Here is a 22,772-nt window from a genome sequence, read left to right on the forward strand (position 1 = left end):
GTCTAGACCTGCCCGGAGATCATCGCCGCGAGGGCATCCTTCTCCATCGACACCTCGCTCAACCGCGCCTTCACGACATCCCCGAGCGAGATCAGGCCGACGAGCAGCCCGTCCTCCACGACCGGCATGTGCCGGAAGCGTCCCTCCGTCATGGCCTGCAGGATCGCCTGCGCGTCCTCGCCCGGGGCACAGGTCTTGAGATCGCGCGTCATCAGGTCGCCCACCGTCTTCGACAGGATGGCCGCGCCGTCGCGGCCGAGCTCGCGCACGATGTCGCGCTCCGACAGTATGCCCTCGGCCCGCCGCCCGTCGCCGCTGACCACGAGCGCACCGATCCGTCGTGCGGCGAGCTCTGACACCGCGTCGGTGACCGTGGCCGCCGGGTCGATGGTCAGGACGCCCTGCGTCTGTTTCGATTTCAGGATCTGGGTGACGAACATGTGGACCTCCGTTGATCGATGCCGTCTTCCCACGGTCGGGCCGGGCCGGGCCTTCTGTCAAGGAAATCCGGCGGGGCGTGACACTCTGGCGGGTTTGCGGCAGGAGAGATCCATGGAGGAGCTGACCGACGCCGACATCGCCGACCTGACCGCGCTCCGCCGCGCGTTACACGCGCGGCCCGAGGTTTCGGGAGACGAGGTCGAAACGGCCGCCCGGATCGCCACGGAGCTTGCCGCGCTCGGGGTTGACCACCTCGTGACAGGGCTTGGCGGGCATGGGGTCGCCGGCGTCTTCGAGGGCACCACGCCCGGTCCGACCGTGCTATTGCGTTGTGAACTAGACGCCTTGCCGATCGAGGAGACGGGGACGCCCCCCTGGCGCAGCGGGCGCGCGGGCATCGCGCATCTCTGCGGACACGACGGCCACATGGCCACGATGCTCGGCGTCGGGCGGATGCTCGCCCGGGCGCGGCCCGCCGCGGGGCGCGTCGTGCTCATGTTCCAGCCGTCGGAAGAGGACGGCCGCGGTGCGATCGCCGTCTGCGAGGATGCCGCTTTCGCCGATCTCGCCCCGGACTGGGCCTTCGCGCTCCACAACGAACCCGACATCGCCCGCGGCGTCGCCCACGTGCCCGACGGCCTCTCGAGTGCGCCTTCGGTCGGCCTGCGTCTCGCCTTCACCGGGGTCGAGGCCCATGCCTGCGCACCGCAGGACGGGCGATCCCCCGCCGCGGCGATGGCGCGGCTGATGACCGCGCTACCGGCGCTGTCGCGCGGGGCGTTTCCCGAGGAAGACTTCCGCCTCGTGACCCTGACCCATGCGCGGCTCGGGGAACCGGCCTTCGGCATCGCGCCGGGACGGGGCGAGGTTTTCGTCACCTGTCGGACCTGCTCCGACGCGACGCTCGCCATCTTGGAGACCGACATCTACGCCCTTGCCCAAGCGACGGCGAACGCCGAAAGCCTGGAATTCGAACTGACCGAACACGATCGCTTCCTCGCCGGCGTCAATGACCCGGACGCCGCGCATGCCTTGCGGGCTGCGGCCAGTGCGGTCGGCCTAGAAGCAATCCGGGGCTCGCCGCTGCGGGCATCGGAAGACTTCGGACGCTTCGGGCATGATTGCCCCGCCGCGCTGCTCCTGCTCGGCGCGGGCCCCGGACCGGCCCTGCACAATCCGGACTACGACTTCGACGACGGCTTGATCGCACCGGGGGCTGCCCTGCTCCTCCGCGCGGCACGTGCGGTGCTCGACGGCGCTGCCGGCATCTGAGCGCTCCTTACGGCGGCCACCCGCCGCGCAAGGTCCGTGCCGGGCGATTGACGCAGCGCACCTCGGCGGCCGCGGCCGTCGTCTCGCGCAGGGCGCGCCAATCGCGCGCCGTTGTGGGGCGCGGCCAGTCGTAGACGCTTTCGACCGTGGCGCGATGGACCGCGGCATGGGGCGCGGCCTCATCGACCTGCAGCCTCTGCTCCTGTCGCGACTGGCCCGCGCGGCGGCCGTCGACCACCGCCCGCGCCAGCGCGACATAGTCGGCGCAGCCGGGCACGAAGGGCAAGACCACAGGTTCCGGAGGCCGGAAGAGGGAGCACCCCGAAAACAGGAGGACGAAGACCATGGCGACGCGCATGGCCCGAGACCTAGCCGCCAAGGGGTTACGATTCCGTTGCCGCCTCGAGCCGCGCGATCTCGGCCCGAACGCCCTCGGCCAGCAAGTCGGCGGTCCGCGTCACGAGGGATCCGCCCGCATCCGCGTGCCGGCTGAGATGGAATGCGCGAGAGAGACGGACCTCGCCGGGCAGGACGCGCCGCAGCTCCGGGGCATGGGCCAGCATGAAATCATGGACGACGCCGACGCCGGCCCCTGCCCGGATCAACCCGAGCTGAACCGCAGCCGAGTTGGAGGCGAGACCGGGCGCTTCCGCCCCCACCTCGCCCAGATAGTCAAGATCCGCGTCGAAGATCATGTCGGGGATGTAGCCCACGATGGCGTGCCCGCGCAGAGCTGCGCGCGTGACGATCTCGCCGTGCCGCGCAAGGTAGTCGCGGTGCGCGGCGAGGCTCAGGCGATAGTCGCAGAGCCGCCGCACCCGGAGACGCCCGGCCTTCGGGGCGCTCACCGTGATGGCGAGATCGGCCTCGCGCCGCCCGAGGTCGAAGACACGCGGCAGCGCCACGAGGTCGAGGCCGAGGTCCGGATGTGAGGCCCGCATCCGCGTGAGGACCGCCGGCAGGACATGGTTGGCGATCCCGTCCGGGGCACCGATCCGCACGCGCCCCCGAAGCCTGTCGTCCCCGGCGAGCGCGGCGACCCCGGCGCGCGCGCCGCCCTCCATTCCCTCCGCATGGGGCAGAAGGCGATGCCCGGCCCCGGTCAGCGCATAGCCTCGCGGCGACTTGAGGAAGAGCGCGGCACCGGCCCCGGCCTCGAGCCGCGCGATCCGGCGGCTGAGCGTCGCGGGGTCGAGGCGCAACGATTTCGCCGCCTCGGCAAGCGATCCGGCGCGCGCGACACAGAGGAAAATGCGTAGATCGTCCCAGTCCATTGCCACCCCATACCGACAAAAACGCAAGGCGACCCTGCCCGCCTGCCCCTTTTACCGCAAGACCGCCGCGACTACCCTGTCCACAACCAACGGAGGACCCCATGCAGAGCATCGGACATTGGATCGACGGCACCGAAGTCGACGGCGCGGGCCGCAGCGCCGACGTGTTCAACCCCGCCACCGGCGAGGTGCAGGCCAAGCTCGCGCTCGGCACTGCCTCGGACCTCGACCGCGCCGTCGCGGTTGCCGCCGCCGCGCAGCCCGCCTGGGAAGCGACGAACCCGCAGCGGCGCGCCCGCGTGCTGATGAAGTTCGTCGACCTTCTGAACCGCGACATGGACAAGCTGGCCGAAGCGCTCTCGCGCGAGCACGGCAAGACCTTTCCGGACGCCAAGGGCGACGTGCAGCGCGGGCTGGAGGTGGTCGAGTTCTGCATCGGCGCGCCGCATCACCTGAAGGGCGAGTTCACGGATTCCGCCGGCCCCGGCATCGACATGTACTCGATGCGTCAGGCCCTCGGCGTCACCGCCGGCATCACGCCCTTCAACTTCCCCGCCATGATCCCGATGTGGATGTTCGCGCCCGCCATCGCCTGCGGCAACGCCTTCATCCTGAAGCCGTCCGAGCGTGATCCCTCGGTGCCGATGATGCTCGTGGCCCTGATGGAGGAAGCAGGCCTGCCGAAGGGCATCCTGCAGGTCGTCAACGGCGACAAGGAGGTCGTGGACGCCATCCTCGACCATCCGGTGATCCAGTCGATCGGCTTCGTCGGCTCCACGCCGATCGCCGCCTACATCTACGAGCGCGCCTCGGCGAACGGCAAGCGAGCGCAGTGCTTCGGCGGCGCAAAAAACCACATGATCGTGATGCCCGACGCCGACATGGACCAGGCCGCCGACGCGCTCGTCGGCGCGGGCTACGGCGCGGCGGGCGAGCGCTGCATGGCCATCTCGGTCGCGGTGCCCGTCGGCGAGGAGACGGCGGACCGGCTCATCGAGAAGCTCATTCCGCGCGTCGAGGCGCTCAAGGTCGGGCCCTATACCTCGGGCGATGACGTCGACTTCGGCCCCGTCGTGACGGCGGCAGCGAAGGACAACATCGAGCGCCTCGTGCAATCGGGGATCGACGCGGGGGCGGAGCTCGTGGTCGATGGCCGCGGGCTCAAGGTGCAGGGCTACGAGGACGGCTTTTTCGTCGGCGCGCATCTCTTCGACCGGGTGACGCCCGACATGGAGATCTACCGCAAGGAGATCTTCGGCCCGGTCCTGTCGACCGTGCGCGCGCAGACCTACGAGGAGGCGCTCGGCCTTGCCATGGACCACGAATACGGCAACGGCACGGCGATCTTCACCCGCGACGGCGACACCGCCCGCGATTTCGCCAAGCGCGTGAACGTGGGGATGGTCGGTGTGAACGTGCCAATCCCGGTGCCGCTCGCCTATCACACCTTCGGTGGCTGGAAGAAATCGATGTTCGGAGACCTGAACCAGCACGGTCCCGACGCCTTCCGCTTCTATACGCGGACGAAGACCGTCACCGCGCGCTGGCCTTCGGGCATCAAGGAAGGCGGCGAGTTCTCGATCCCGGTCATGGAGTGAAGAGCTTTCGGTGAAAGCTCTTCCCCGACGTTTCGTTGAAACGTCGACATCGCGAGAGAGAAGTCTTCAGCGAAGACTTCTGAAAGAGCCTTCACCGAAGGCTCTTTCCAGAGAGTAGCGACTCCCCTAGCCCATCGCGTTCTTTTCCATCCGCTCCTGGCGCAATGCGCGCAGCGCCTCGGCCCCGCTGACGGCGTCGAGCGGGTTCGGCGCTTCGCCGGGCAATGTGTAGCGGACGGCCTGTGGCGATGCGCGCTTGCGGCGCGCGCCGCCCTTGGGTGGACCAAAGCGGTTGTCGCCGTCATCGCCCCGCATCACGAGTAGGATGAGCAGGATGATATAGCCCACGAACGGCACGAGCTGGATCCACCACCACCACCCCGACCGGTCGATGTCGTGCAACCGTCGGATCGTCACCGCGATCTGCGAAACCATCGGCCAGACGAGGAGGAGCGTGACGATCCAGGCACGCGCGGTGAAGCCGCCCATCAGACGCAGTAACTCCGGCTCGCTCATCGGTTCGCCGCCCGCCAGCGCATTTGTCTGGGCGGCGACCATCGTCTCGACGAAGGGCATCATCGCCCAGATCGAAGCGAGCGTGCCGAGGGCAAAGTAGGTCAGCGTGAACCACCAGAATTCGCTCCGGCTCGCCCGTCCGCGGAAGCGGAAGGGGCGTTTCAGACAGGTGACGGTTGCCGCGACGGGGCTCATGGCGCACTCCGGAGAGGGGAATTTGCTGCGGCATGACAGCAAAATCTGGCGCGACCGGGGCCATTACACGACCTCTGCGCGGAAAAAAGCCAAACCTCCGCATCGGCGGGTTCTCGCGGACGCCATGTCGCACTTGCGGGAATGTGATGGCCCGGACCCTTTTCCGGACCCGCCCGGGTTGCTAATTGCTCGTGCAGATTTTCAGACGGAGACGAGCCATGCGCGATCAGACCCGCCGCAGCCTCATTCTCGGGGGTGCCGCCGCCCTCGCCACACCGACCGTGCTTCGGGCGCAGGAGTACACCGCCGAACAGTTCGGCGGCGTGACCGGTCCGAGCGAGACCCGCCGCAATACCTCGAGCTTCGCGCGCATCGACTGGCGCGACCATTTCGAGACCCTCGGCGTGGCGACGATCATCTGCGACACGACCTCGCGTGCCCTGCACTATTGGAACTCGACCGGGACGGACTATCGCCTCTACCCGACCTCCGTTCCGATGACCGAGGAGCTGACACGCCGCGGCTACACCGAAATCGTGCGCAAGCGCGTCGGCCCGACCTGGACGCCGACAGCCAGCATGCGCGCCCGCGATCCGAGCCTGCCGGAGTTCATGGATTCGGGCGAGCCCGGCAATCCGCTCGGCACTCACGCAATGTATCTCAGCTGGCCCGCCTACCTGATCCACGGCACGCATGACACGCGCAAGATCGGGCGGCGCTCCTCTTCGGGTTGCATCGGGCTCTACAACGAGAAGATCGAAGAGCTCTACAACATCACCCCGATCGGCACGCAGGTCCGCCTCATCTGATCCGCGCGCCGGGCCGGCCCGGCTTGAACCGGGTCGCCGCTCCGCTACCGTTTCCGGACGGAGAGCGGTTGCGGGGACACGATGACAGCGCAGGACGAACCCGACTTCACGATCGGCATCGAGGAGGAATATCTTCTCACCGATGCGACGACGGGAGCCCTGGCCCGCGTGCCCGAGGCGCTCATGCGGGCCTGCCGCGACGCGCTCGGCGATCAGGTGAGCCCCGAGTTCCTCGACTGCCAGATCGAGGTCGGCACCGGGGTTTGCGACGATATTACCGCCGCGCGCTCCGACCTCGCGCACTTGCGGCGCACCATCGCCGACCTCGCCGGCGAACATGGCCTGCGCCCGATCGCCGCCTCTTGCCACCCGTTCTCGGACTGGCGCGATCAGGCGACGACCGACAAGGCGCGCTACCGCGATCTTGCTCGCGATCTGCGCGACGTGGCGCACCGGATGCTGATCTGCGGGATGCACGTCCACGTCGGTCTGCCCGACCGCGAGACGCGCATCGACCTGATGAACCGGGCCGCGCCGTATCTGCCGATCCTGCTGGCACTCTCGACCTCCTCTCCCTTCTGGTCGGGGCAGGACACGGGGCTCGCGTCCTACAGGCTCGGTGTCTTCGACAACATGCCGCGCACCGGCCTGCCGCCGCGCCTCGAAAGCTGGGAGGAATGGGAGCGCCGCGTGGCGCTACTCGTCGATCTCGAGGTCATCGAGGATGCCACCAAGATCTGGTGGGATCTGCGCCCGTCCCACAGCTTTCCGACCCTCGAAACCCGCATCTGCGACGTCTGCCCTCGGCTCGAGGATACGCTGACACTGGCCGCGCTGACGCAGGCGCTGATGCGCGCGCTCTGGCGGGACCGGGGCACGGCCCTGCCCGATGCGGATCTGTTTCTGCTGGCCGAGAACCGCTGGCGCGCGCAGCGCCACGGTGGAACGGCCGGGCTTATCGACCTCGCGCAGAAGCGGATCGTGCCCCTTGCCGAGGCGGTCGACACGCTCTGCACGCGCCTCGCGCCTGATGCCGCGGCCCTTGGCTCGGCCCCGGAGATTGCCCGCGCACGGGATCTGGCGGCGGACGGCACCTCGGCCGATCGGCAACGACGCGTTCACGCCGCAGCCCGGACCGCCGGTGCCGACGAGACCGAGGCCCTGCGTGCCGTCGCCCTCCATCTGGCCGAGGCGTTCACCGAGGGCCTCTGACGCAGGCGATCGGTCTTTGACCTTGCCACCAAGGGATGCGCCTGCAACAATTGAACGCGCGTTCGATTAACGGCGGGGAGGGCCGGATATGGACTTCGCACTATCCGAGGAGTCGGAAGCCATCTTCGACACGGCCCGCGACGTCGGCATGGCCGAGATCGCGCCAAACGCCCGCGAATGGGAGCTGCAAGGCACGATCCCGAAGGATCTCTGGCCCAAGCTTGCCGAACTCGGCTTCGGCGCGCTCTACGTGTCGGAGGACCAGGGTGGCGCGAACCTCAGCCGGCTCGACGCGACGCTCGTATTCGAGGCGCTCTCGATGGCCTGTCCTTCGGTCGCGGCCTTCCTGTCGATCCACAACATGTGCGCCAAGATGATCGACAGCTTCGGCTCCGACGCGCTCAAGGCGCGGCACCTGCCCGAGGCGGTGACCATGGAGAAGGTCTTCTCCTACTGCTTGACCGAGCCCGGCAGCGGCTCCGACGCCGCCGCGCTCAAGACGCGGGCCGAGCGCACGAACGAAGGCTGGCGGCTTTCGGGGACCAAGGCCTTCATTTCGGGTGGGGGCTACTCCGACGCCTACATCGTCATGGCCCGCACCGGGGACGCCGGGCCGAAGGGTGTCAGTGCCCTGATCGTCGAGGACGGAGCCGAGGGCCTCAGCTTCGGCGGCCTCGAGGACAAGATGGGCTGGCGGTCGCAACCGACGCGACAGGTGCAGCTCGACGACTGCCCCGTCGATGCGGACGACCTTCTGGGCGAAGAGGGCCAAGGGTTTCGCTATGCGATGATGGGTCTCGACGGCGGGCGCCTGAACATCGCCGCCTGCTCCCTCGGGGCCGCGCAGCAGGCGCTCGACTCGACGCTCGACTACATGCGCGAACGCCGCGCCTTCGGACAGCCGATCGCCGAGTTCCAGGCGCTCCAGTTCCGCCTCGCCGACATGGAGATCGAGCTGCAGGCCGCGCGCACCTTCCTGCGGCAGGCGGCCTGGAAGCTGGACCACGGCGCGCCGGACGCCACCAAGTTCTGCGCCATGGCCAAGAAGATGGTGACCGAGACCGGCAGCCGGATCGTCGATCAATGTCTGCAGCTCCACGGCGGCTACGGCTACCTCGCCGACTACGGGATCGAGAAGCTGGTGCGGGACCTGCGGGTCCATCAGATCCTGGAAGGCACGAACGAAATCATGCGCATGATCGTCGCCCGCGACCTGCTGCGGGCATGAGGGAGCGAGGGGCCAGCCCCTCGCGCTCCCCGGCGTATTCGAGGCCAGAGGAAGAGAATGACCGACATCCTGATCCGGACCGAGGGCCGCGCCGGGCGTATCACGCTGAACCGACCGGAAGTCTTGAACGCGCTCGGTTGGGAGATGTGTCTCGAAATCGAAAAAGCATTGCGGGATTGGGCCTTGGACGACGACGTTCATCTGGTTCTGATCGACGGCGCGCCGGGCCGCGCGTTCTGCGCCGGGGGTGACATCGCGGCAATGCACGAGGCTGGCATCGAGCAACGCTGGGAGTACGGGCGGCGCTTCTGGGCCGACGAGTACCGGATGAACGCCCTTCTCTTCCACTTCCCGAAACCCGTCGTCACCTTCCTCCACGGCTTCACGATGGGCGGCGGCGTCGGCATCGGTTGTCACGCGAGCCACCGGATCACCGACGACACGAGTCGGATCGCCATGCCCGAATGCGGCATCGGCCTCATTCCCGACGTGGGCGGCTCGCTCCTGCTGGCGCGTGCGCCGGGTCGACTTGGGGAGTACCTCGGCACCACAGGCGCGCGGATGGGTCCGGGCGATGCGATCCACGCGGGCTTCGCCGACTACTATTTGCCCGGCGGTTGGGCAGAGCTGAAGGCCACGCTGTGCGACACTGGCGACGTCGGTGCGGTCGATGCCGCGGCCATGCCCGCGCCCGAAGCCCCGCTCGCCGCGCAGCAACCCGAGATAGACCGGCTCTTCGCCGGGGAGACGCTGGCGGACATCCATCGCGCGCTGCAGGGGGCCGAGGGCGCTGTGGCGGAACAAGCCCGCGCCGCCTTTGCCCGCAACGCGCCGCTCTCGATGGCCTGCACGGTCGAGATCCTGCACCGGCTCGGCGACGACCCGACGATAGAACAGGCGCTCGGACTGGAGTACCGCTTCACCGCCCGCGCCAGCGAGCAGGGTGATTTCATCGAGGGCATCCGCGCCCAGATCATCGACAAGGACCGCGACCCGAACTGGGCGCATCCCGGCCCCGACGCCGTGCCGCTGGCAGATGTGTCTGCCATGCTGCGCCCCTACCCGCTTTCCCTGGAGGCCCAGAAATGAAGATAGCATTCATCGGACTTGGCAACATGGGGTCCCCCATGGCCGCGAACCTCGCCGCCGCGGGCCACGACGTCACCGGCTACGATATGGCCGCCCCCGCGCCCGAAGGCGTGACCCTGGCCGGGAGCGCCGCAGAGGCCGCCGCGGGCGCGCAAGTCGTGATCACGATGCTGCCGAACGGCCAGATCCTGCGGGGCGTTGCGCAGGAGGTCGTGCCGGTGATGGAGGCAGGGAGCGTGCTGCTCGATTGCTCCACGGTCGACGTCGACAGCGCCCGCGCAGTGGCGGAGATGGCGGCCTCGCGCGGCTGCGGCGCGCTCGACGCGCCGGTGTCGGGCGGGATCGGCGGCGCGGCGGCGGGCACGCTCACCTTCATGGTCGGCGGCACCGACGATGACCTGAAGATCGCCATGGAGCTACTTGAAATCATGGGTGGGCGAACCGTCCACTGTGGCCCTTCGGGCAACGGCCAGGCGGCGAAGATCTGCAACAACATGATCCTCGGCGCGACCATGGCCGTGACCTGCGAAGCCTTCGCGCTGGCCGACAAGCTGGGCCTCGACCGGCAGGCGATGTACGATGTCGCCTCGACGTCTTCGGGACAGTCCTGGTCGCTCACCACCTATTGCCCCGCGCCCGGCGTCGGACCGGAAGCCCCCTCGGACAACGACTACCAGCCCGGCTTCGCGGCGGAGCTGATGCAGAAGGACCTCGGTCTTGCACTTCAGGCCGCAGAGGCCGTCGACAGCCCGACGCCACTCGGAACCGAGGCACTGCGGCAATACACGCAGTTCGTCGAGGAAGAGGACGGTCAGGGCCGCGACTTCAGCGCACTCCTGCCCCGGTTCACATCGCGCGGTCGCGACTGAGAGACACGTCTACTCGATCCGGAAAAAAAGTGGCGCGGTTGACGGGGCTCGAACCCGCGACCCCCGGCGTGACAGGCCGGTACTCTAACCAACTGAGCTACAACCGCGCATCTGTCGGGGGTCCGGGGCGGGCGTGGCGCGGTTGACGGGGCTCGAACCCGCGACCCCCGGCGTGACAGGCCGGTACTCTAACCAACTGAGCTACAACCGCAGCGCTTGCCCGCCGGTCGCCCGACGTGGGGGCGGTTTATGGCGCGGCCCTGCCCCCGTCAAGCAGCCTTTGCGCATTTTCTGGTGCCGGATCGAAGATGGGGCGGACTAGCCCGATCGACGGGGAGCAACCCCGGCCGCGGACGGCCGCGGCCGGGATTGCGGGACCGCCTCACGCGCGCGTCGGCTCCAGCTCCACGGACCAGAGCTCGCTGTCGCCCACGTCCATCAGGCGGACCGTCATGACGCCCGTGTCGGCAGCGATGTCGACGAGACCGAAGAACTGGAGCCCCATGGAAGGCGGCAGGTTCAGGCCCTGCGCCTCGCTCGGATGCTTGGCGAATTCGACCTTTGGCCCGAAGGTGTTGTCGTAGTCCGAGGGCCCGAACGTCCCGGCGTGCAGCGGGCCGGAGACGAACTCCCAGAAAGGCTCGAAATCCTGAAAGGTGGCCCGGTCGGGGGAGTAGTGATGCGCGGCCGTATAGTGGACGTCGGCCGTCAACCAGACGGTGTTGGCGATTCGGCCATGCTTGATGAAGGAGAGCACCTGGGCGATGTCCTGCTCGCGCCCGAGCGCGGGGCCGTCGCCGTTCGCCCCGTTCTCCATCGCCGCCTCGCCGTCGCGCACCATCATGCCGATCGGCATGTCGGAGGCGATGACCTTCCAGAGGGCCTGCGAATTCGTCAGCTCGCGCTTCAGCCACGCGATCTGTTCGTCGCCGAGGAACGGGGCACCGTCGTCCTCGGTATTGGCCGTGTTCGGGCCGCGATAGCTGCGCAGGTCGAGAAAGAAGACGTCGAGAAGCGGGCCGTAGGCGACCTTGCGGTAGACCCGGTTCGGCTCGACGAGCGATTGTCGCGTCGGCGTCATCTCGTGGAAGGCCCGCGCGGCCCGAGCGGCCAGCAGGTCGACCGACTTCACGGCATATCGGTCGTCGGCAGCGAGGCTCTCGCCCGGGTACCAGTTGTTCGTGACCTCGTGGTCGTCCCATTGCGCCAGGATCGGCACCTCGGCGTTGAAGGCCCGGACGTTGTCGTCGAGCATGTTGTAGAGGAACTGCCCGCGGAACTCGGCCAGCGTTTCGGCGACCTTGACCTTCTCCTCGGTCATGACGTTCTTCCAGAGCGTGCCGTCGGTCAGCGTCACTTCCGGCTCGAGCGGTCCGTCGGCATAGACGGTATCGCCGGAGTGGATCATGAAATCGGGCGCATGGCGCTGCATCGTCGCATAGGTCCGCATCCCGCCGCGGTCTCGGTCGATGCCCCATCCCTGCCCCGCGGTGTCGCCGGACCAGACGAAGCGAATGTCTCGGGCGCTGCGTGGTGCGGTCCGAAAATGGCCCGCCACGGGCTCTGAGTCGGCATTGAGGTCGGTCAGATCGAGCATGGTGACGCGATAGAAGATGTCCTGGTCCGACGGCAGGCCGGTCAGCACCATCTTCCCCGAAAGGTCGGTCGGCGTTCCGAGGTCGAGAGGCTGCACACGGCGCGCGTCGCGGAAATCCTCGGTGGTGGCCCATTCGAGCATCATCCGTGACTCGCGGTCGGCACGCGACCAGACCACGGCCCCGTCGTGGGCGACGTCGCCGGACTGGACGCCGTGGGTGATCGCGGGCCGGCCGGCGGCGCGGACGAGGCCCGGCATGGCGAGCAAGGAGGTGGTGGCGACGGCCCCCCGAAGGGCGGCGCGGCGGGTCATCGAATAGGTCATGGCGAAGGCTCCGACTGAAGAGAACGCAGCCAGCCTGGGCAGGCTTCGTGACATGCGGCGCACAGGGATGTGACGGCCATGCCACGGTTCGATGACAGGCGGAGCGCCGCCGTCAGCCCGGCAGCGGAATATGCTCCGCGTCATCGCCCGGCGGCAGCTTGAAGCGGCCATGCGCCCAGTCGCCGGCGCGCCAGGCTTCCTTCGCGGCCTCGATCTTCTCCTTCGAGGAGGCGACGAAGTTCCACCAGATGTGCCGCGGCCCGCCAAGCGTGTCGCCCCCGAGGAGAAGGACGCGCGCGCCCTCAGCACCCGCTTCGAGCGACAGCCGGTCACCCGGGCGGAAGACCATCATCCGCCCCGCTTCAAACCGCTGCCCGCCGACGGAAACCTCGCCCGCGAGGACATAGACGCCCCGATCCTCGTGATCGTCCGGCAGCGGGATCTTGGCACCGGGTTCGAGGCGGGCGTCGACATAGAACATACGGCTTGCCGTCTCGACGGGCGCGGCCTCGCCCCAGGCGTCGCCGAGGATGAGGCGCACCTGCTTTCCCTCCGCCTCGAGAAGCGGAAGATCGGCCTTCGGCGCGTGGATGAAATCGGCCGTGCGCTCTTCCTGATCCTCCGGGAGGGCGACCCAGGTCTGGATGCCGAAGAGCGACTTGTCGGTCTGCCGATAGTCGCCGTCCATCCGCTCGGAATGGGTGATGCCGTTGCCCGCAACCATCCAGTTGACGGCCCCCGGTTCGATCCACTGATCGGTGCCGAGGCTGTCGCGGTGATGGATGCGCCCCTCCATCAGGTAGGTGACGGTGGCGAGCCCGATGTGCGGATGCGGCCGCACGTCGATCCCCTGCCCGGTCAGGAACTCGGCCGGGCCCATCTGATCGAAGAAGATGAAGGGGCCGACCATCTGCCGCTTGGGCGCGGGCAGCGCGCGGCGCACCTCGAACCCGCCGAGGTCGCGCGCCCGGGGCACGATCACGGTTTCGATCGAATCCACGGCATCGCCGATGGGCACGTGCGTATCGAGGATCGGGTTCCAGCTCATGTCGCTCTCCATCTCTGCTTACGGAAGAGATAGCATGTCCGCGAAACGCACAAATTACACATCAGGGAACGACCTCTGCGCGCAAACGCATAGGTTTCGCAGCCGTGATCCCTCCCCTAGCGTGCCTTCGGAGCGGACCATCGGAACGGAGCGGCAGACATGGCGAAGACGGCGATCGTGACGGGCGCGGCGCGGGGCATCGGGCTGGCGACGACGCGGCTCTTCCTGGCGGACGGCTGGCATGTCGCCATGGTCGACAACGATGCGGAGGAGCTGACGCGCGTGGCAGCAGACCTCGACGGCGTCGCCGCGCTTCCCTGCGACGTGGGCAACCCGGAGGCGGTGGCAGCCCTCGCGGCGGAGGTCGATGCCGGCTTCCGGCGGGTCGATGCGCTCGTCAACAACGCGGGGCTCGCCGATTTCGGCCCGATCGAGGAGACGGATTTCGACCGCTGGCGTGCGGTCATGCGGACGAACCTCGACGGCGTGTTCCTCATGTCGCAGGCCTTCGTGCCCGCACTGAAGGAGACCCGGGGGGCGATCGTCAACATCGCGTCGATCTCGGCCCTGCGCGCCTCGACCCTGCGGGTCGCCTACGGCACCTCGAAGGCGGGTGTCGCCCACCTGACCCAGCAGCAGGCGGTCGAACTGGGTGAATACGGCATCCGCGCCAATTGCGTCTGTCCCGGGCCCGTGCGGACAAAGCTTGCCATGGCCGTGCACAGCGAAGAAATCATCGCCGCCTACCACGACGCGATCCCGCTCAACCGCTATGGCACCGAAACGGAGATCGCCGAGGCGATCGTCTGGCTCTGCTCAGAGAAGGCCAGCTTCGTCACCGGTCAGCGGCTCTCTGTCGACGGCGGGTTCGAGGCGACGGGGATCGGCCTCCCGGCGCTTCGCAGCTGAGGGAAGCGCCCCCCGCGCGCCGGCCCGTCGCCCGTCGGCATCGCGCTCAGGTCGGTTCGGCCCTGCCGTGCCGCGTCATGCGGATCATGCCGTAGCCGAGCCCCCGAAGCACGGCACTCGTCCGGTCCGCGACCGAAAGCTTGTCGAAGATGCGCCGCACATTGGTATCGACCGTGTGCCGGGACACGCCGAGGATGTCCGCGATCACGCCGTTCGACTTGCCGCGCGCGATCCAGCCGAGGATCTCCTCCTCCCGCGGCGAAAGATCGCGGTCTGCGGCGGTCTCGTGTGCGGTGATCTCGCAGAAGCGCAGATGCGCAAGCTGCACCGCCGACTTGAGCTCGAAGATCTGCGCGTCCGAGAGGTCGGGGCGGCGGCCGTCGAAGCCAAGCCCGACGTAGGCGTTGCGCATGTTCGGCCCGTAGACCTGCATTGCCAGCCCATCACCGAAATCCGCGGTCTCAAGCTCGGCCATGTATGATTTCTCCTGCACCGTCAGATCCTTGAGAAGACCGACATCCTTCCAGAAGAAGGGTTGCACCCGCCGCGCGCTCAGCGCCGGGATCGGATCGACCTCGAAGAGGGACGCTTCGATGTAGTGGCGCACCCAGTCCTCGGGGAACCCCTCGGCGCGCACGAAGACGGTCGCCGGCCCGTGGATCACGTCGACCACATGATAGCTGAATCGCCGAACATCGCGCTCGAAGAGATAGGCGCGAGTCAGCTGCCAGAGGACACGTGTATCCGCCGTTTCCTGGCAGGCATCGGCAAGATTTGAAAGATTGGTTGTCGGCATGTCCGCACCCCGCACACATACAGTGTGAAGATCGCAGACCGCGCGATCCTTTGCAACTATGCAAAATGATTTGCAGTAACTGGTGGGTGGTGAGGGGCTCGAACCCCCGACATCCTCGGTGTAAACGAGACGCTCTACCAACTGAGCTAACCACCCGCGACGGCTGCAATAGCGAAGCGCGTCCGGCGCATCAAGTCAGCGCAACAGGGTTTCTCGCCCCTTCTCGACCCGGTGAACGACGCCTTGCGGGTCCTCGAGCCCGTCGATGTCCTGCAGGGTCAGCCCGAGCAGATGCGCGCGGATCAGAAGCGAGACGACCCCGTGGGTCACCAGCACCGCCGGGCCGTCGAGCGCGTCGATCAGCCGCGCGACCCGGACCTCCGCGTCTTGCCGGGACTCGCCGCCCGGCCCTTCGAACTTCCAGAGCATCCCTCCGGGTGGCGCGATCGCGTCGATCTCGCGTCCGTCCCAATCGCCCATGGTGATCTCGCGCAGCTCGTCACGCAGCACGGGGGAGAGACCGGCCAGGGCCGCAGTTCGCCGGGCCCGGGGCTGCGGACTGCAGAGAACGGGTGCGGTCACTTCGGCCCGGCGCAGGATCGCCCCCTGTCGCGCCGCCTGCACCTGTCCGCGCGCGGTCAGTGGCGAATCGAGTGCGCCCTGAAGCCGGCGTGCCCGGTTCCAGACCGTCTCGCCATGACGAAGGACGTAGACCGGGGGCCTCATGTCACGGGTGCCGAACGGGGGACGGTGGTGGGTGATAAGGGATTTGAACCCCTGACATCTTCGATGTGAACGAAGCGCTCTACCACTGAGCTAATCACCCTTGCCGTGAGCGGTCTTTAGACAATGCCGAAACCGGGTTCAAGGGCAGAAGGCGCGGCTGCGGATGTCGGCCGGACGATCGCTCGGCGGCCCCGACCGAGGCATTCATCGACGGGCAAAACCGCAGCGCGGCACAAGCAAGGCGGTATCCTTGCAAAAGCGCACACGCACGGGATGCACTTGCGCGAAAACGTTAAGATTTGCTGCAATCGGAGGATCGCGTACGTCCGAATCGGCCGTGCGCTCTCAGTCGTATCTGTCGAGGTTACCAAAATGCTCAAAGCTGCGTTCACTGCGATCGCCCTTGCGATCACCGCCCTTCCCGCCTTCGCCGGCAACCCAGCCCCCGCGCCCGCGGACCCCGTCGTCATCGTCGAGGACACCAGTTCCTCCGCCGGCGACAGCATCCTGGTTCCGCTCCTGTTCCTGGCCTTCGTGCTCAACACCGTCACGCGCTGAGCGGATCTCGCGCGGCACCGGCCACGAAAAAGGGCCCCGCGGGGCCCTTCTCCACTTTTCCGAGCTTCGGCCTGCGCGGGTCAGTGCGCGACCGCGCCGCTCTCTTCCCGGGTCGCCCGCGCGCTGATCGCGGCCGCCTCTTCCGCGGCCTCGTCCCATTCGATGGGCTCCGGCGTATCGACGAGCGCGAGTTTCAACACTTCGGACACGTGCTTGACCGGGACAATCTCCAGCCCGTCCTTCACACTGTCGGGCAGTTCGGCCAGATCCTTCTCGTTCTCCTGCGGGATCAGCACCGTTTTGATGCCGCCACGCAGGGCCGCGAGGAGCTTCTCCTTCAGGCCGCCGATGGGCATGGCATTGCCGCGCAGGCTCACCTCGCCGGTCATGGCGATGTCGCGCCGCACCGGGATCTGGGTCAGCGAGGAGACGATGGAGGTCACCATCGCGAGGCCCGCGCTCGGCCCGTCCTTCGGTGTCGCGCCGTCGGGCACGTGGACGTGGATGTCCATCGTGTCGAATTTCGGCGGCTTCACCCCGATCTCGGGCGCGATGGAGCGCACGTAACTGGAGGCCGCATCGATCGACTCCTTCATCACGTCGCCCAGCTTGCCGGTGGTCTTCATCCGACCTTTGCCCGGCAGCTTGAGCGCCTCGATATGCAGAAGGTCGCCGCCGACGGAGGTATAGGCGAGGCCCGTGACGACGCCGACCTGGTCAGCTTCCTCGGCGAGGCCGAAGCGGAATTTCTTGACGCCCAGGAAGTCGTCGAGGTTGTCCGCGCTCACGGTGATCGCGTCCTCCTTCTTGCCGACGATCTTGGTCACAGCCTTCCGCGCCAGTTTCGCGATCTCGCGCTCGAGGTTCCGAACGCCCGCCTCCCGGGTGTAGACGCGAACCATCGCGGTCAGCGCATCGTCGGTCACCTCGAACTCGCCCTTGCGCAGGCCATGATTCTTGATCTGCTTGGGCAGGAGGTGCCGCTTCGCGATCTCGACCTTTTCCTCTTCGGTGTAGCCGGCGAGCGGGATGATCTCCATCCGGTCCAGAAGCGGGCCCGGCATGTTGTAGGAGTTCGACGTCGTCAGGAACATCACGTTCGAGAGGTCGTATTCCACCTCGAGGTAATGGTCGACGAAGGTGCCGTTCTGCTCCGGGTCGAGTACTTCGAGCATGGCCGAGGCCGGGTCACCGCGGAAGTCCTGACCCATCTTGTCGATCTCGTCGAGCAGGATGAGCGGGTTCGTCGTCTTGGCCTTCTTCAGCGCCTGGATGATCTTGCCCGGCATGGAGCCGATGTAGGTCCGGCGGTGGCCGCGGATCTCGCTCTCGTCGCGCACGCCGCCGAGCGAGATGCGGATGAACTCGCGTCCCGTGGCCTTGGCGACCGATTTGCCCAAGCTGGTCTTGCCCACGCCCGGAGGACCGACGAGGCAGAGGATCGGGCCTTTCAGCTTGGCCGACCGCGCCTGCACAGCGAGGTATTCGACGATGCGTTCCTTCACCTTCTCGAGACCGTAGTGATCACGGTCGAGAACGGCCTGCGCCTTGACGATGTCTTTCTTGACCCGGGATTTCGTGCCCCAGGGGATCGACAGCATCCAGTCGAGGTAGTTGCGCACGACGGTGGCCTCGGCCGACATCGGCGACATGTTCTTGAGCTTCTTGATCTCGGCGTCGGCCTTCTCGCGCGCCTCGTTCGAAAGCTTCGTGTCGGCTATGCGCGCTTCCAGTTCGGCGACCTCGTTCTGGCCGTCCTCCCCATCGCCCAGCTCCTTCTGGATCGCCTTCATCTGCTCGTTGAGGTAGTACTCGCGCTGCGTCCGCTCCATCTGGGACTTCACGCGGGACTTGATGCGCTTTTCGACCTGCAGGACGGACATCTCGCCCTGCATCATGCCGAAGACCTTCTCGAGCCGCTCGGACACGGTGAGCAGTTCCAGAAGCTCCTGCTTCTGCTCGACTTCGATACCCAGATGCCCCGAGACGAGATCGACGAGCTTCGCCGGATCCTGCGCCTCCTGGACGGCCCCGAGCGCCTCCTCGGGGATGTTCTTCTTGACCTTCGCATACCGCTCGAACTCATCGGCCACCGACTTCAGGAGCGCGTTGATCGTCTCTTCGTCCCCGCGGCTCTCGGTCAGGAGCGTTGCTTCGGCCTCGAAGAAGCTGTCGTTGGTCAGAAAGCGGTCGATCTTCACGCGCGAACGGCCCTCGACCAGCACCTTCACGGTGCCGTCGGGCAGCTTCAGGAGCTGGAGCACGTTGGCCAGCACGCCCACGCGGTAGATGCCGTCGCTCTCCGGTTCGTCGACCGAGGGGTCGATCTGGCTCGACAGCAGGATCTGCTTGTCGTCCTGCATCACCTCCTCGAGGGCACGGACGGATTTCTCCCGACCGACGAAAAGCGGAACGATCATGTGCGGGAAAACCACGATGTCGCGCAGCGGCAGCACCGGATGGATGGATGTCGTCATACTCTGTCCTTTCGCAAAGGCCCCCGGCCCCGAAAGCGGCAGCGGTGGAGACCTTCCGTCATCGACACCCGATCTGGGGTCGGACGGGCCTGTATTCAATGCGCGGGCCGAGCCCGTCTTGCCGCGGAGTTTGAGGCTTCGGAGATTGAGGTGCAAGGGCACGCGGGCGCATCCCCGGGTCAATCCATCCCCGTCGTGTGCGGAGCGGAACCGATCGAGCAAAAAGATGTCCGCTTCGTGTCGAGAGCCGCGTCCGGGTCGATCAGGGCGACATGCCGCTGCCGCGCGGCTCGCACGACGTTCAGACCGGCTCGATATCCCCCTCCGCGCGCGTCGCATGGAAGGCCGCCTCGAACGCCGCGAACGTGCCGCCCGCGATCGCCTCGCGCATCCCGGCCATGAGATCCTGATAGTAATGCAGGTTGTGCCAGGTCAGGAGCATCCCCCCGATCATTTCCTTCGAGCGGATGACGTGGTGGAGATAGGCGCGCGAATAGTTGCGGCAGGCCGGGCAGGTGCAGTCCTCGTCGAGCGGTCGCGGATCCTCGGCGTGCCGGGCGTTGCGCAGGTTGACCTGCCCCCGACGCGTCCAGCCCTGTCCCGTGCGGCCCGAGCGCGACGGCAGGACGCAATCCATCATGTCGATCCCCCGCGCCACCGCACCGACGATGTCGTCGGGCTTGCCGACGCCCATGAGATAGCGCGGCTTGTCCTCGGGCAGCTGCGCGGGCGCGTAGTCGAGACAGGCGAACATCGCCTCCTGCCCCTCGCCCACGGCGAGCCCGCCGACCGCATAGCCGTCGAAGCCGATCTCGCGCAGGGACTCGGCCGATTGCGCGCGCAGGTCTTCCTCGAGCCCGCCCTGCTGGATCCCGAAAAGCGCGTGGCCGGGCCGATCCCCGAAAGCGGCCTTCGATCGCGCGGCCCACCGCATCGACAGCTCCATCGACGTCGCGATGCGCGCGCGGTCGGCCGGCAGCGCGGGGCATTCGTCGAAACACATGACGATGTCCGAGCCCAGAAGCCGCTGGATCTCCATCGACCGCTCGGGCGTCAGGCGATGCCTCGACCCGTCGACATGCGACTTGAACGTGACGCCATCCTCGTCGAGCTTGCGCAGCGCGCCGAGGCTCATCACCTGGAAGCCCCCGGAGTCGGTCAGGATCGGGCCATCCCAGTTCATGAAACCGTGCAGTCCGCCGAGACGGTCGATCCGTTCCGCCGTCGGCCGCAGCATCAGATGATAGGTATTGCCCAGAAGGACGTCGGCACCCGTCGCACGCACCGAGTCCGGCATCATGCCCTTCACCGTCGCCGCCGTTCCGACCGGCATGAAGGCAGGCGTTCGGATGTCGCCACGGGGCGTGCTCAGCACGCCTGTGCGTGCACGCCCGTCGCTCGCGTTGCATGTGAAGGTCACATTCCGTGTCATGGATCCTGCCACTCCTCTCCCGCACCCAGAACCAGATGAGCGGCTTTCCGCCTGTGGTTGCGGTGTTGCAAGAACGCAGCATTGCCATGAGCCATCTTGAGGCGCAACGGAACAGGAATACCGTATGCATGTTATGTTCAAACAACCGTCCACAAAGCGCCGGAGTTGAACCGGCGCAGGAGTCGAAACATGAACCGCACGTCCCTCTTCGCACTGATCCTCGCAACCGCGGCCACACCCGCCCTTGCCGGCAACATCACGCCCGTAGAGCCGGAGCCGACCCCGGTCGCGCCCGTAATCGTCGCGCCGACCTATGAATGGTCCGGCCCCTACATCGGCGGCCAGATCAACTATGCCCGCGCCCAGACCGACGGCCTTCTCGGGGTCGACGGCGACGGCGTTCTCGTCGGCCTCCGCGCCGGCTACGACCTCGACCTCGGGCGCACCGTCGTCGGCGGTCTTCTCCAGTACGATATCGGTGAGATCGAACTCGACCCCTCTGGCGTCGAGATCGACAACATCCTCCGCGTCGGTGGCCGCGTCGGCTACGACTTGGGACGCACGCTCCTCTACGGTCTCGGCGGATATACCACCGCAGACACGAACATCCTGGGCGACACCGACGGCTATTTCATCGGTTTCGGCAGTGAGACCTTCATCACCGAAAGCGTCACCTTCGGCGTCGAGACGATCTACCACGATTTCGAGGACTTCGATGACGCTTCGGACGTCGATACCGAAGCCGCGACAGTGGGTGTGAATCTGAACTTCCGCTTCTGAACAGACCCGGAAACGATATGGACGGGGCGCGCCATCGCGGCGCGCCCCGTTTTCGTTTCCGGAGCACACGGCGGCTGTTGCAATGTTTCAATCCAGCGGCGATTCCGCGCCGTCGGAATCGCGGTATCGGCGGCTTCGGGCCTGTCCGGGGGCGTCACAGGAACGCGATCTGACGCAGGCCCGTTCGGCTCCTAGGTGAGAGAATGCGACGCGTCGAAGGCGTGCCGCCCTCCCCAAGAACAGGAGACTGAACATGAGCAGATTGATTTTCGCCGCCCTCCTCCCCCTCGCCGCGACGCCGGCGCTGGCCGGCAACACGGAACCCGCGCCGATCGAGCCGGTCCCCGCCCCGGTGGTGGTCGAGCAGGCTCCGCTCTACGAGTGGTCCGGGCCCTATATCGGCGGTCAGGCGAGCTACGCCGACATCGAGACCGACGGGGGTGCCGAACTGGACGACAACGGCGCGCTCTACGGCCTTCGCGCGGGCTACGACCTGCAGCGCGGCTCGCAGGTGTTCGGCGGGGTGCTGCAGTACGATTTCGGCGAGATCGAGCTCGAGGATTCCGACATCGAGCTCGAAGAGGTCCTCCGTCTCGGCGGCCGCTACGGTATCACCACCGGCCCCTCGCTCTACTACGGCACGCTCGGCTATGCCCGCGCCGGCACGAATACCGCGGGTGACACCGACGGCGTCTACGCCGGCATCGGCTACGAACGCTTCCTGACCGAGAGCGTCACCATCGGAGCCGAGGCCCTCTATCACGATTTCGGCGACCTCGACGACGTGGACGACGACACCGATGTGACGGCCACCACCGTGGGCCTGAACCTCAACTACCGCTTCTGAACCGGAGCCTCTTCACGGAGGGCGCGTCACTCACTCGCGCCCTCCACTGAAGCGTCGATCGAAATCGGCACCTCGCGCCCGCTGTCGAAGGGCACTAATGACTTAGGTACTCGAAAACATCGCCAGCCTAGGCACCGGTGTGGGCCGGGCTACCCCCCGAACGAGGGGGATCGACGCCTGGCGACGGCGACGTAAGTGCCCCCCTTTACGCTTTGCCGGACGATCCTTATCTTTTCGCTCGAGTAATTCGAGAGGGATCGCATGTCCGCCGACCACCCCACCCACGCCGAGCCGCCGATGGAAGGGACGCCGCTCATCGCGCCCTCGACCACGGATCATCCGCTGCACGAGTCCGTGGTGGACGCCTGCCGCTCGGTCTTCGACCCCGAGATCCCGGTCAACATCTTCGACCTTGGGCTCATCTACACCATCGACATCGACGCCGAGAATTCGGTGAAGGTCATCATGACGCTTACGGCACCCGGCTGTCCCGTGGCGGGCGAGATGCCCGGCTGGGTCGCCGACGCGGTCCTCGCGCAGCCCGGGGTGAAGGACGTGGACGTCGATCTCGTGTTCGAGCCGCCCTGGGGCATGGAGATGATGTCCGACGAAGCGCGCCTCGAACTCGGGTTCATGTAGGCGCGGACATTGCGCGCCGCAAAGGTGCCTTTACCCAACGTCGCATTGTTCGACCGTCCCCGCTGACGCAAAACAACTGTGAAGGTAGTCCCATCGCGGCACCTTCGCCCTCATGGCGACCACCTATCGGCATGGG

22 protein-coding genes and 4 tRNA genes are annotated in these 22,772 nt (G+C 67.2%); 12 read left to right on the top strand and 14 right to left on the bottom strand.

From position 1 onward, the window contains the following. Positions 1-2: 2 nt before the first annotated feature. Positions 3-440, bottom strand: coding sequence for a CBS domain-containing protein (locus HSX43_RS12200; protein WP_179380416.1), 438 nt, complete (start codon positions 438-440; stop codon positions 3-5). Between the two features lie 112 nt (positions 441-552). On the opposite strand from HSX43_RS12200, the gene HSX43_RS12205 reads away from it, so the two are divergent. Further along, positions 553-1,713: an amidohydrolase gene (locus tag HSX43_RS12205; RefSeq protein WP_179380417.1), complete on the top strand. Its 1,161-nt coding sequence runs from the start codon at positions 553-555 to the stop codon at positions 1,711-1,713. A gap of 7 nt (positions 1,714-1,720) precedes the next feature. Here the strand turns inward: HSX43_RS12205 and HSX43_RS12210 are convergent, their stop codons facing one another. Further along, the gene (locus HSX43_RS12210; RefSeq protein ID WP_179380418.1) at positions 1,721-2,071 is read right to left on the bottom strand and encodes a hypothetical protein; all 351 of its coding nucleotides are present in this window, start codon (positions 2,069-2,071) and stop codon (positions 1,721-1,723) included. A 25-nt stretch (positions 2,072-2,096) separates the two neighbouring features. Next, on the bottom strand, positions 2,097-2,987 hold the full coding sequence (locus tag HSX43_RS12215) for a LysR family transcriptional regulator (RefSeq protein WP_179380419.1): 891 nt from the start codon (positions 2,985-2,987) through the stop codon (positions 2,097-2,099). Positions 2,988-3,088: 101 nt separating this feature from the next. Here HSX43_RS12215 and HSX43_RS12220 point away from each other — a divergent pair, with 101 nt between their 5' ends. Continuing rightward, entirely contained in the window at positions 3,089-4,585 is a 1,497-nt protein-coding gene (locus HSX43_RS12220) for a CoA-acylating methylmalonate-semialdehyde dehydrogenase (RefSeq protein WP_179380420.1), read from the top strand. 126 nt (positions 4,586-4,711) lie between these two features. On the opposite strand, the gene HSX43_RS12225 is transcribed toward HSX43_RS12220, so the two are convergent. Continuing rightward, a complete protein-coding gene (locus HSX43_RS12225; RefSeq protein WP_179380421.1) occupies positions 4,712-5,296 on the bottom strand; it encodes a DUF805 domain-containing protein in 585 nt (194 codons plus the stop codon). 218 nt (positions 5,297-5,514) lie between these two features. Between HSX43_RS12225 and HSX43_RS12230 the strand changes: the two genes are divergently transcribed. The 5 genes from HSX43_RS12230 to mmsB all read left to right on the top strand — a co-directional run bounded on the left by HSX43_RS12230 (position 5,515) and on the right by mmsB (position 10,503). After that, positions 5,515-6,105 (top strand): L,D-transpeptidase, encoded by a 591-nt coding sequence (locus HSX43_RS12230; protein ID WP_179380422.1) that lies wholly within the window; start codon positions 5,515-5,517, stop codon positions 6,103-6,105. An 81-nt stretch (positions 6,106-6,186) separates the two neighbouring features. Then, entirely contained in the window at positions 6,187-7,317 is a 1,131-nt protein-coding gene (locus HSX43_RS12235; RefSeq protein ID WP_179380423.1) for a carboxylate-amine ligase, read from the top strand. An 88-nt stretch (positions 7,318-7,405) separates the two neighbouring features. Next, positions 7,406-8,545, top strand: a complete 1,140-nt coding sequence (locus HSX43_RS12240) for an acyl-CoA dehydrogenase family protein (RefSeq protein WP_179380424.1) — start codon at positions 7,406-7,408, stop codon at positions 8,543-8,545. A 57-nt stretch (positions 8,546-8,602) separates the two neighbouring features. After that, positions 8,603-9,634 (top strand): enoyl-CoA hydratase/isomerase family protein, encoded by a 1,032-nt coding sequence (locus HSX43_RS12245; RefSeq protein WP_179380425.1) that lies wholly within the window; start codon positions 8,603-8,605, stop codon positions 9,632-9,634. Next, positions 9,631-10,503, top strand: coding sequence for a 3-hydroxyisobutyrate dehydrogenase (mmsB, locus tag HSX43_RS12250; RefSeq protein ID WP_179380426.1), 873 nt, complete (start codon positions 9,631-9,633; stop codon positions 10,501-10,503). The genes HSX43_RS12245 and mmsB overlap by 4 nt, the downstream gene beginning before the upstream one ends. Positions 10,504-10,533: 30 nt before the next feature. Here the strand turns inward: mmsB and HSX43_RS12255 are convergent. The 4 genes from HSX43_RS12255 to HSX43_RS12270 form a co-directional block, all read right to left on the bottom strand. Continuing rightward, positions 10,534-10,610: transfer RNA gene (locus tag HSX43_RS12255), tRNA-Asp, on the bottom strand. A 27-nt stretch (positions 10,611-10,637) separates the two neighbouring features. After that, positions 10,638-10,714: transfer RNA gene (locus HSX43_RS12260), tRNA-Asp, on the bottom strand. Between the two features lie 171 nt (positions 10,715-10,885). Continuing rightward, a complete protein-coding gene (locus HSX43_RS12265; RefSeq protein WP_179380427.1) occupies positions 10,886-12,424 on the bottom strand; it encodes an alkaline phosphatase D family protein in 1,539 nt (512 codons plus the stop codon). A 112-nt stretch (positions 12,425-12,536) separates the two neighbouring features. After that, positions 12,537-13,472 carry a pirin family protein gene (locus tag HSX43_RS12270; RefSeq protein ID WP_179380428.1) on the bottom strand — a complete coding sequence of 312 codons (936 nt, stop codon included), beginning with the start codon at positions 13,470-13,472 and terminating at the stop codon, positions 12,537-12,539. Positions 13,473-13,631: 159 nt separating this feature from the next. Between HSX43_RS12270 and HSX43_RS12275 the strand changes: the two genes are divergently transcribed. Beyond that, positions 13,632-14,381, top strand: coding sequence for an SDR family NAD(P)-dependent oxidoreductase (locus HSX43_RS12275; protein WP_179380429.1), 750 nt, complete (start codon positions 13,632-13,634; stop codon positions 14,379-14,381). 46 nt (positions 14,382-14,427) lie between these two features. Here the strand turns inward: HSX43_RS12275 and HSX43_RS12280 are convergent, their stop codons facing one another. The 4 genes from HSX43_RS12280 to HSX43_RS12295 all read right to left on the bottom strand — a co-directional run bounded on the left by HSX43_RS12280 (position 14,428) and on the right by HSX43_RS12295 (position 16,003). Beyond that, entirely contained in the window at positions 14,428-15,177 is a 750-nt protein-coding gene (locus tag HSX43_RS12280; RefSeq protein WP_179380430.1) for a helix-turn-helix transcriptional regulator, read from the bottom strand. An 80-nt stretch (positions 15,178-15,257) separates the two neighbouring features. Continuing rightward, positions 15,258-15,333: transfer RNA gene (locus tag HSX43_RS12285), tRNA-Val, on the bottom strand. A gap of 39 nt (positions 15,334-15,372) precedes the next feature. Continuing rightward, positions 15,373-15,903, bottom strand: coding sequence for a histidine phosphatase family protein (locus tag HSX43_RS12290; protein ID WP_179380431.1), 531 nt, complete (start codon positions 15,901-15,903; stop codon positions 15,373-15,375). A gap of 25 nt (positions 15,904-15,928) precedes the next feature. Then, positions 15,929-16,003 (bottom strand) — tRNA-Val (locus HSX43_RS12295). A 272-nt stretch (positions 16,004-16,275) separates the two neighbouring features. Between HSX43_RS12295 and HSX43_RS12300 the strand changes: the two genes are divergently transcribed. Then, complete coding sequence (locus tag HSX43_RS12300; RefSeq protein ID WP_179380432.1) at positions 16,276-16,461, top strand: hypothetical protein; 186 nt, start codon at positions 16,276-16,278, stop codon at positions 16,459-16,461. Positions 16,462-16,541: 80 nt separating this feature from the next. Here HSX43_RS12300 and lon read toward each other — a convergent pair whose 3' ends face one another. Both lon and tgt read right to left on the bottom strand, forming a co-directional pair. Continuing rightward, positions 16,542-18,938 (bottom strand): endopeptidase La, encoded by a 2,397-nt coding sequence (gene lon, locus HSX43_RS12305; RefSeq protein ID WP_179380433.1) that lies wholly within the window; start codon positions 18,936-18,938, stop codon positions 16,542-16,544. A gap of 301 nt (positions 18,939-19,239) precedes the next feature. Beyond that, complete coding sequence (tgt, locus tag HSX43_RS12310) at positions 19,240-20,370, bottom strand: tRNA guanosine(34) transglycosylase Tgt (protein WP_179380434.1); 1,131 nt, start codon at positions 20,368-20,370, stop codon at positions 19,240-19,242. 189 nt (positions 20,371-20,559) lie between these two features. Between tgt and HSX43_RS12315 the strand changes: the two genes are divergently transcribed. The 3 genes from HSX43_RS12315 (at position 20,560) to HSX43_RS12325 (ending at position 22,636) form a co-directional block, all read left to right on the top strand. Then, a complete protein-coding gene (locus HSX43_RS12315; RefSeq protein ID WP_179380435.1) occupies positions 20,560-21,150 on the top strand; it encodes an outer membrane protein in 591 nt (196 codons plus the stop codon). A gap of 253 nt (positions 21,151-21,403) precedes the next feature. Next, the gene (locus tag HSX43_RS12320) at positions 21,404-21,997 is read left to right on the top strand and encodes an outer membrane protein (RefSeq protein ID WP_179380436.1); all 594 of its coding nucleotides are present in this window, start codon (positions 21,404-21,406) and stop codon (positions 21,995-21,997) included. Positions 21,998-22,258: 261 nt separating this feature from the next. Next, positions 22,259-22,636, top strand: a complete 378-nt coding sequence (locus HSX43_RS12325) for an SUF system Fe-S cluster assembly protein (protein WP_179380437.1) — start codon at positions 22,259-22,261, stop codon at positions 22,634-22,636. Positions 22,637-22,772: the final 136 nt, after the last annotated feature.

It is taken from the genome of Jannaschia marina (assembly GCF_013404595.1).
GTDB lineage: Bacteria > Pseudomonadota > Alphaproteobacteria > Rhodobacterales > Rhodobacteraceae > Jannaschia > Jannaschia marina.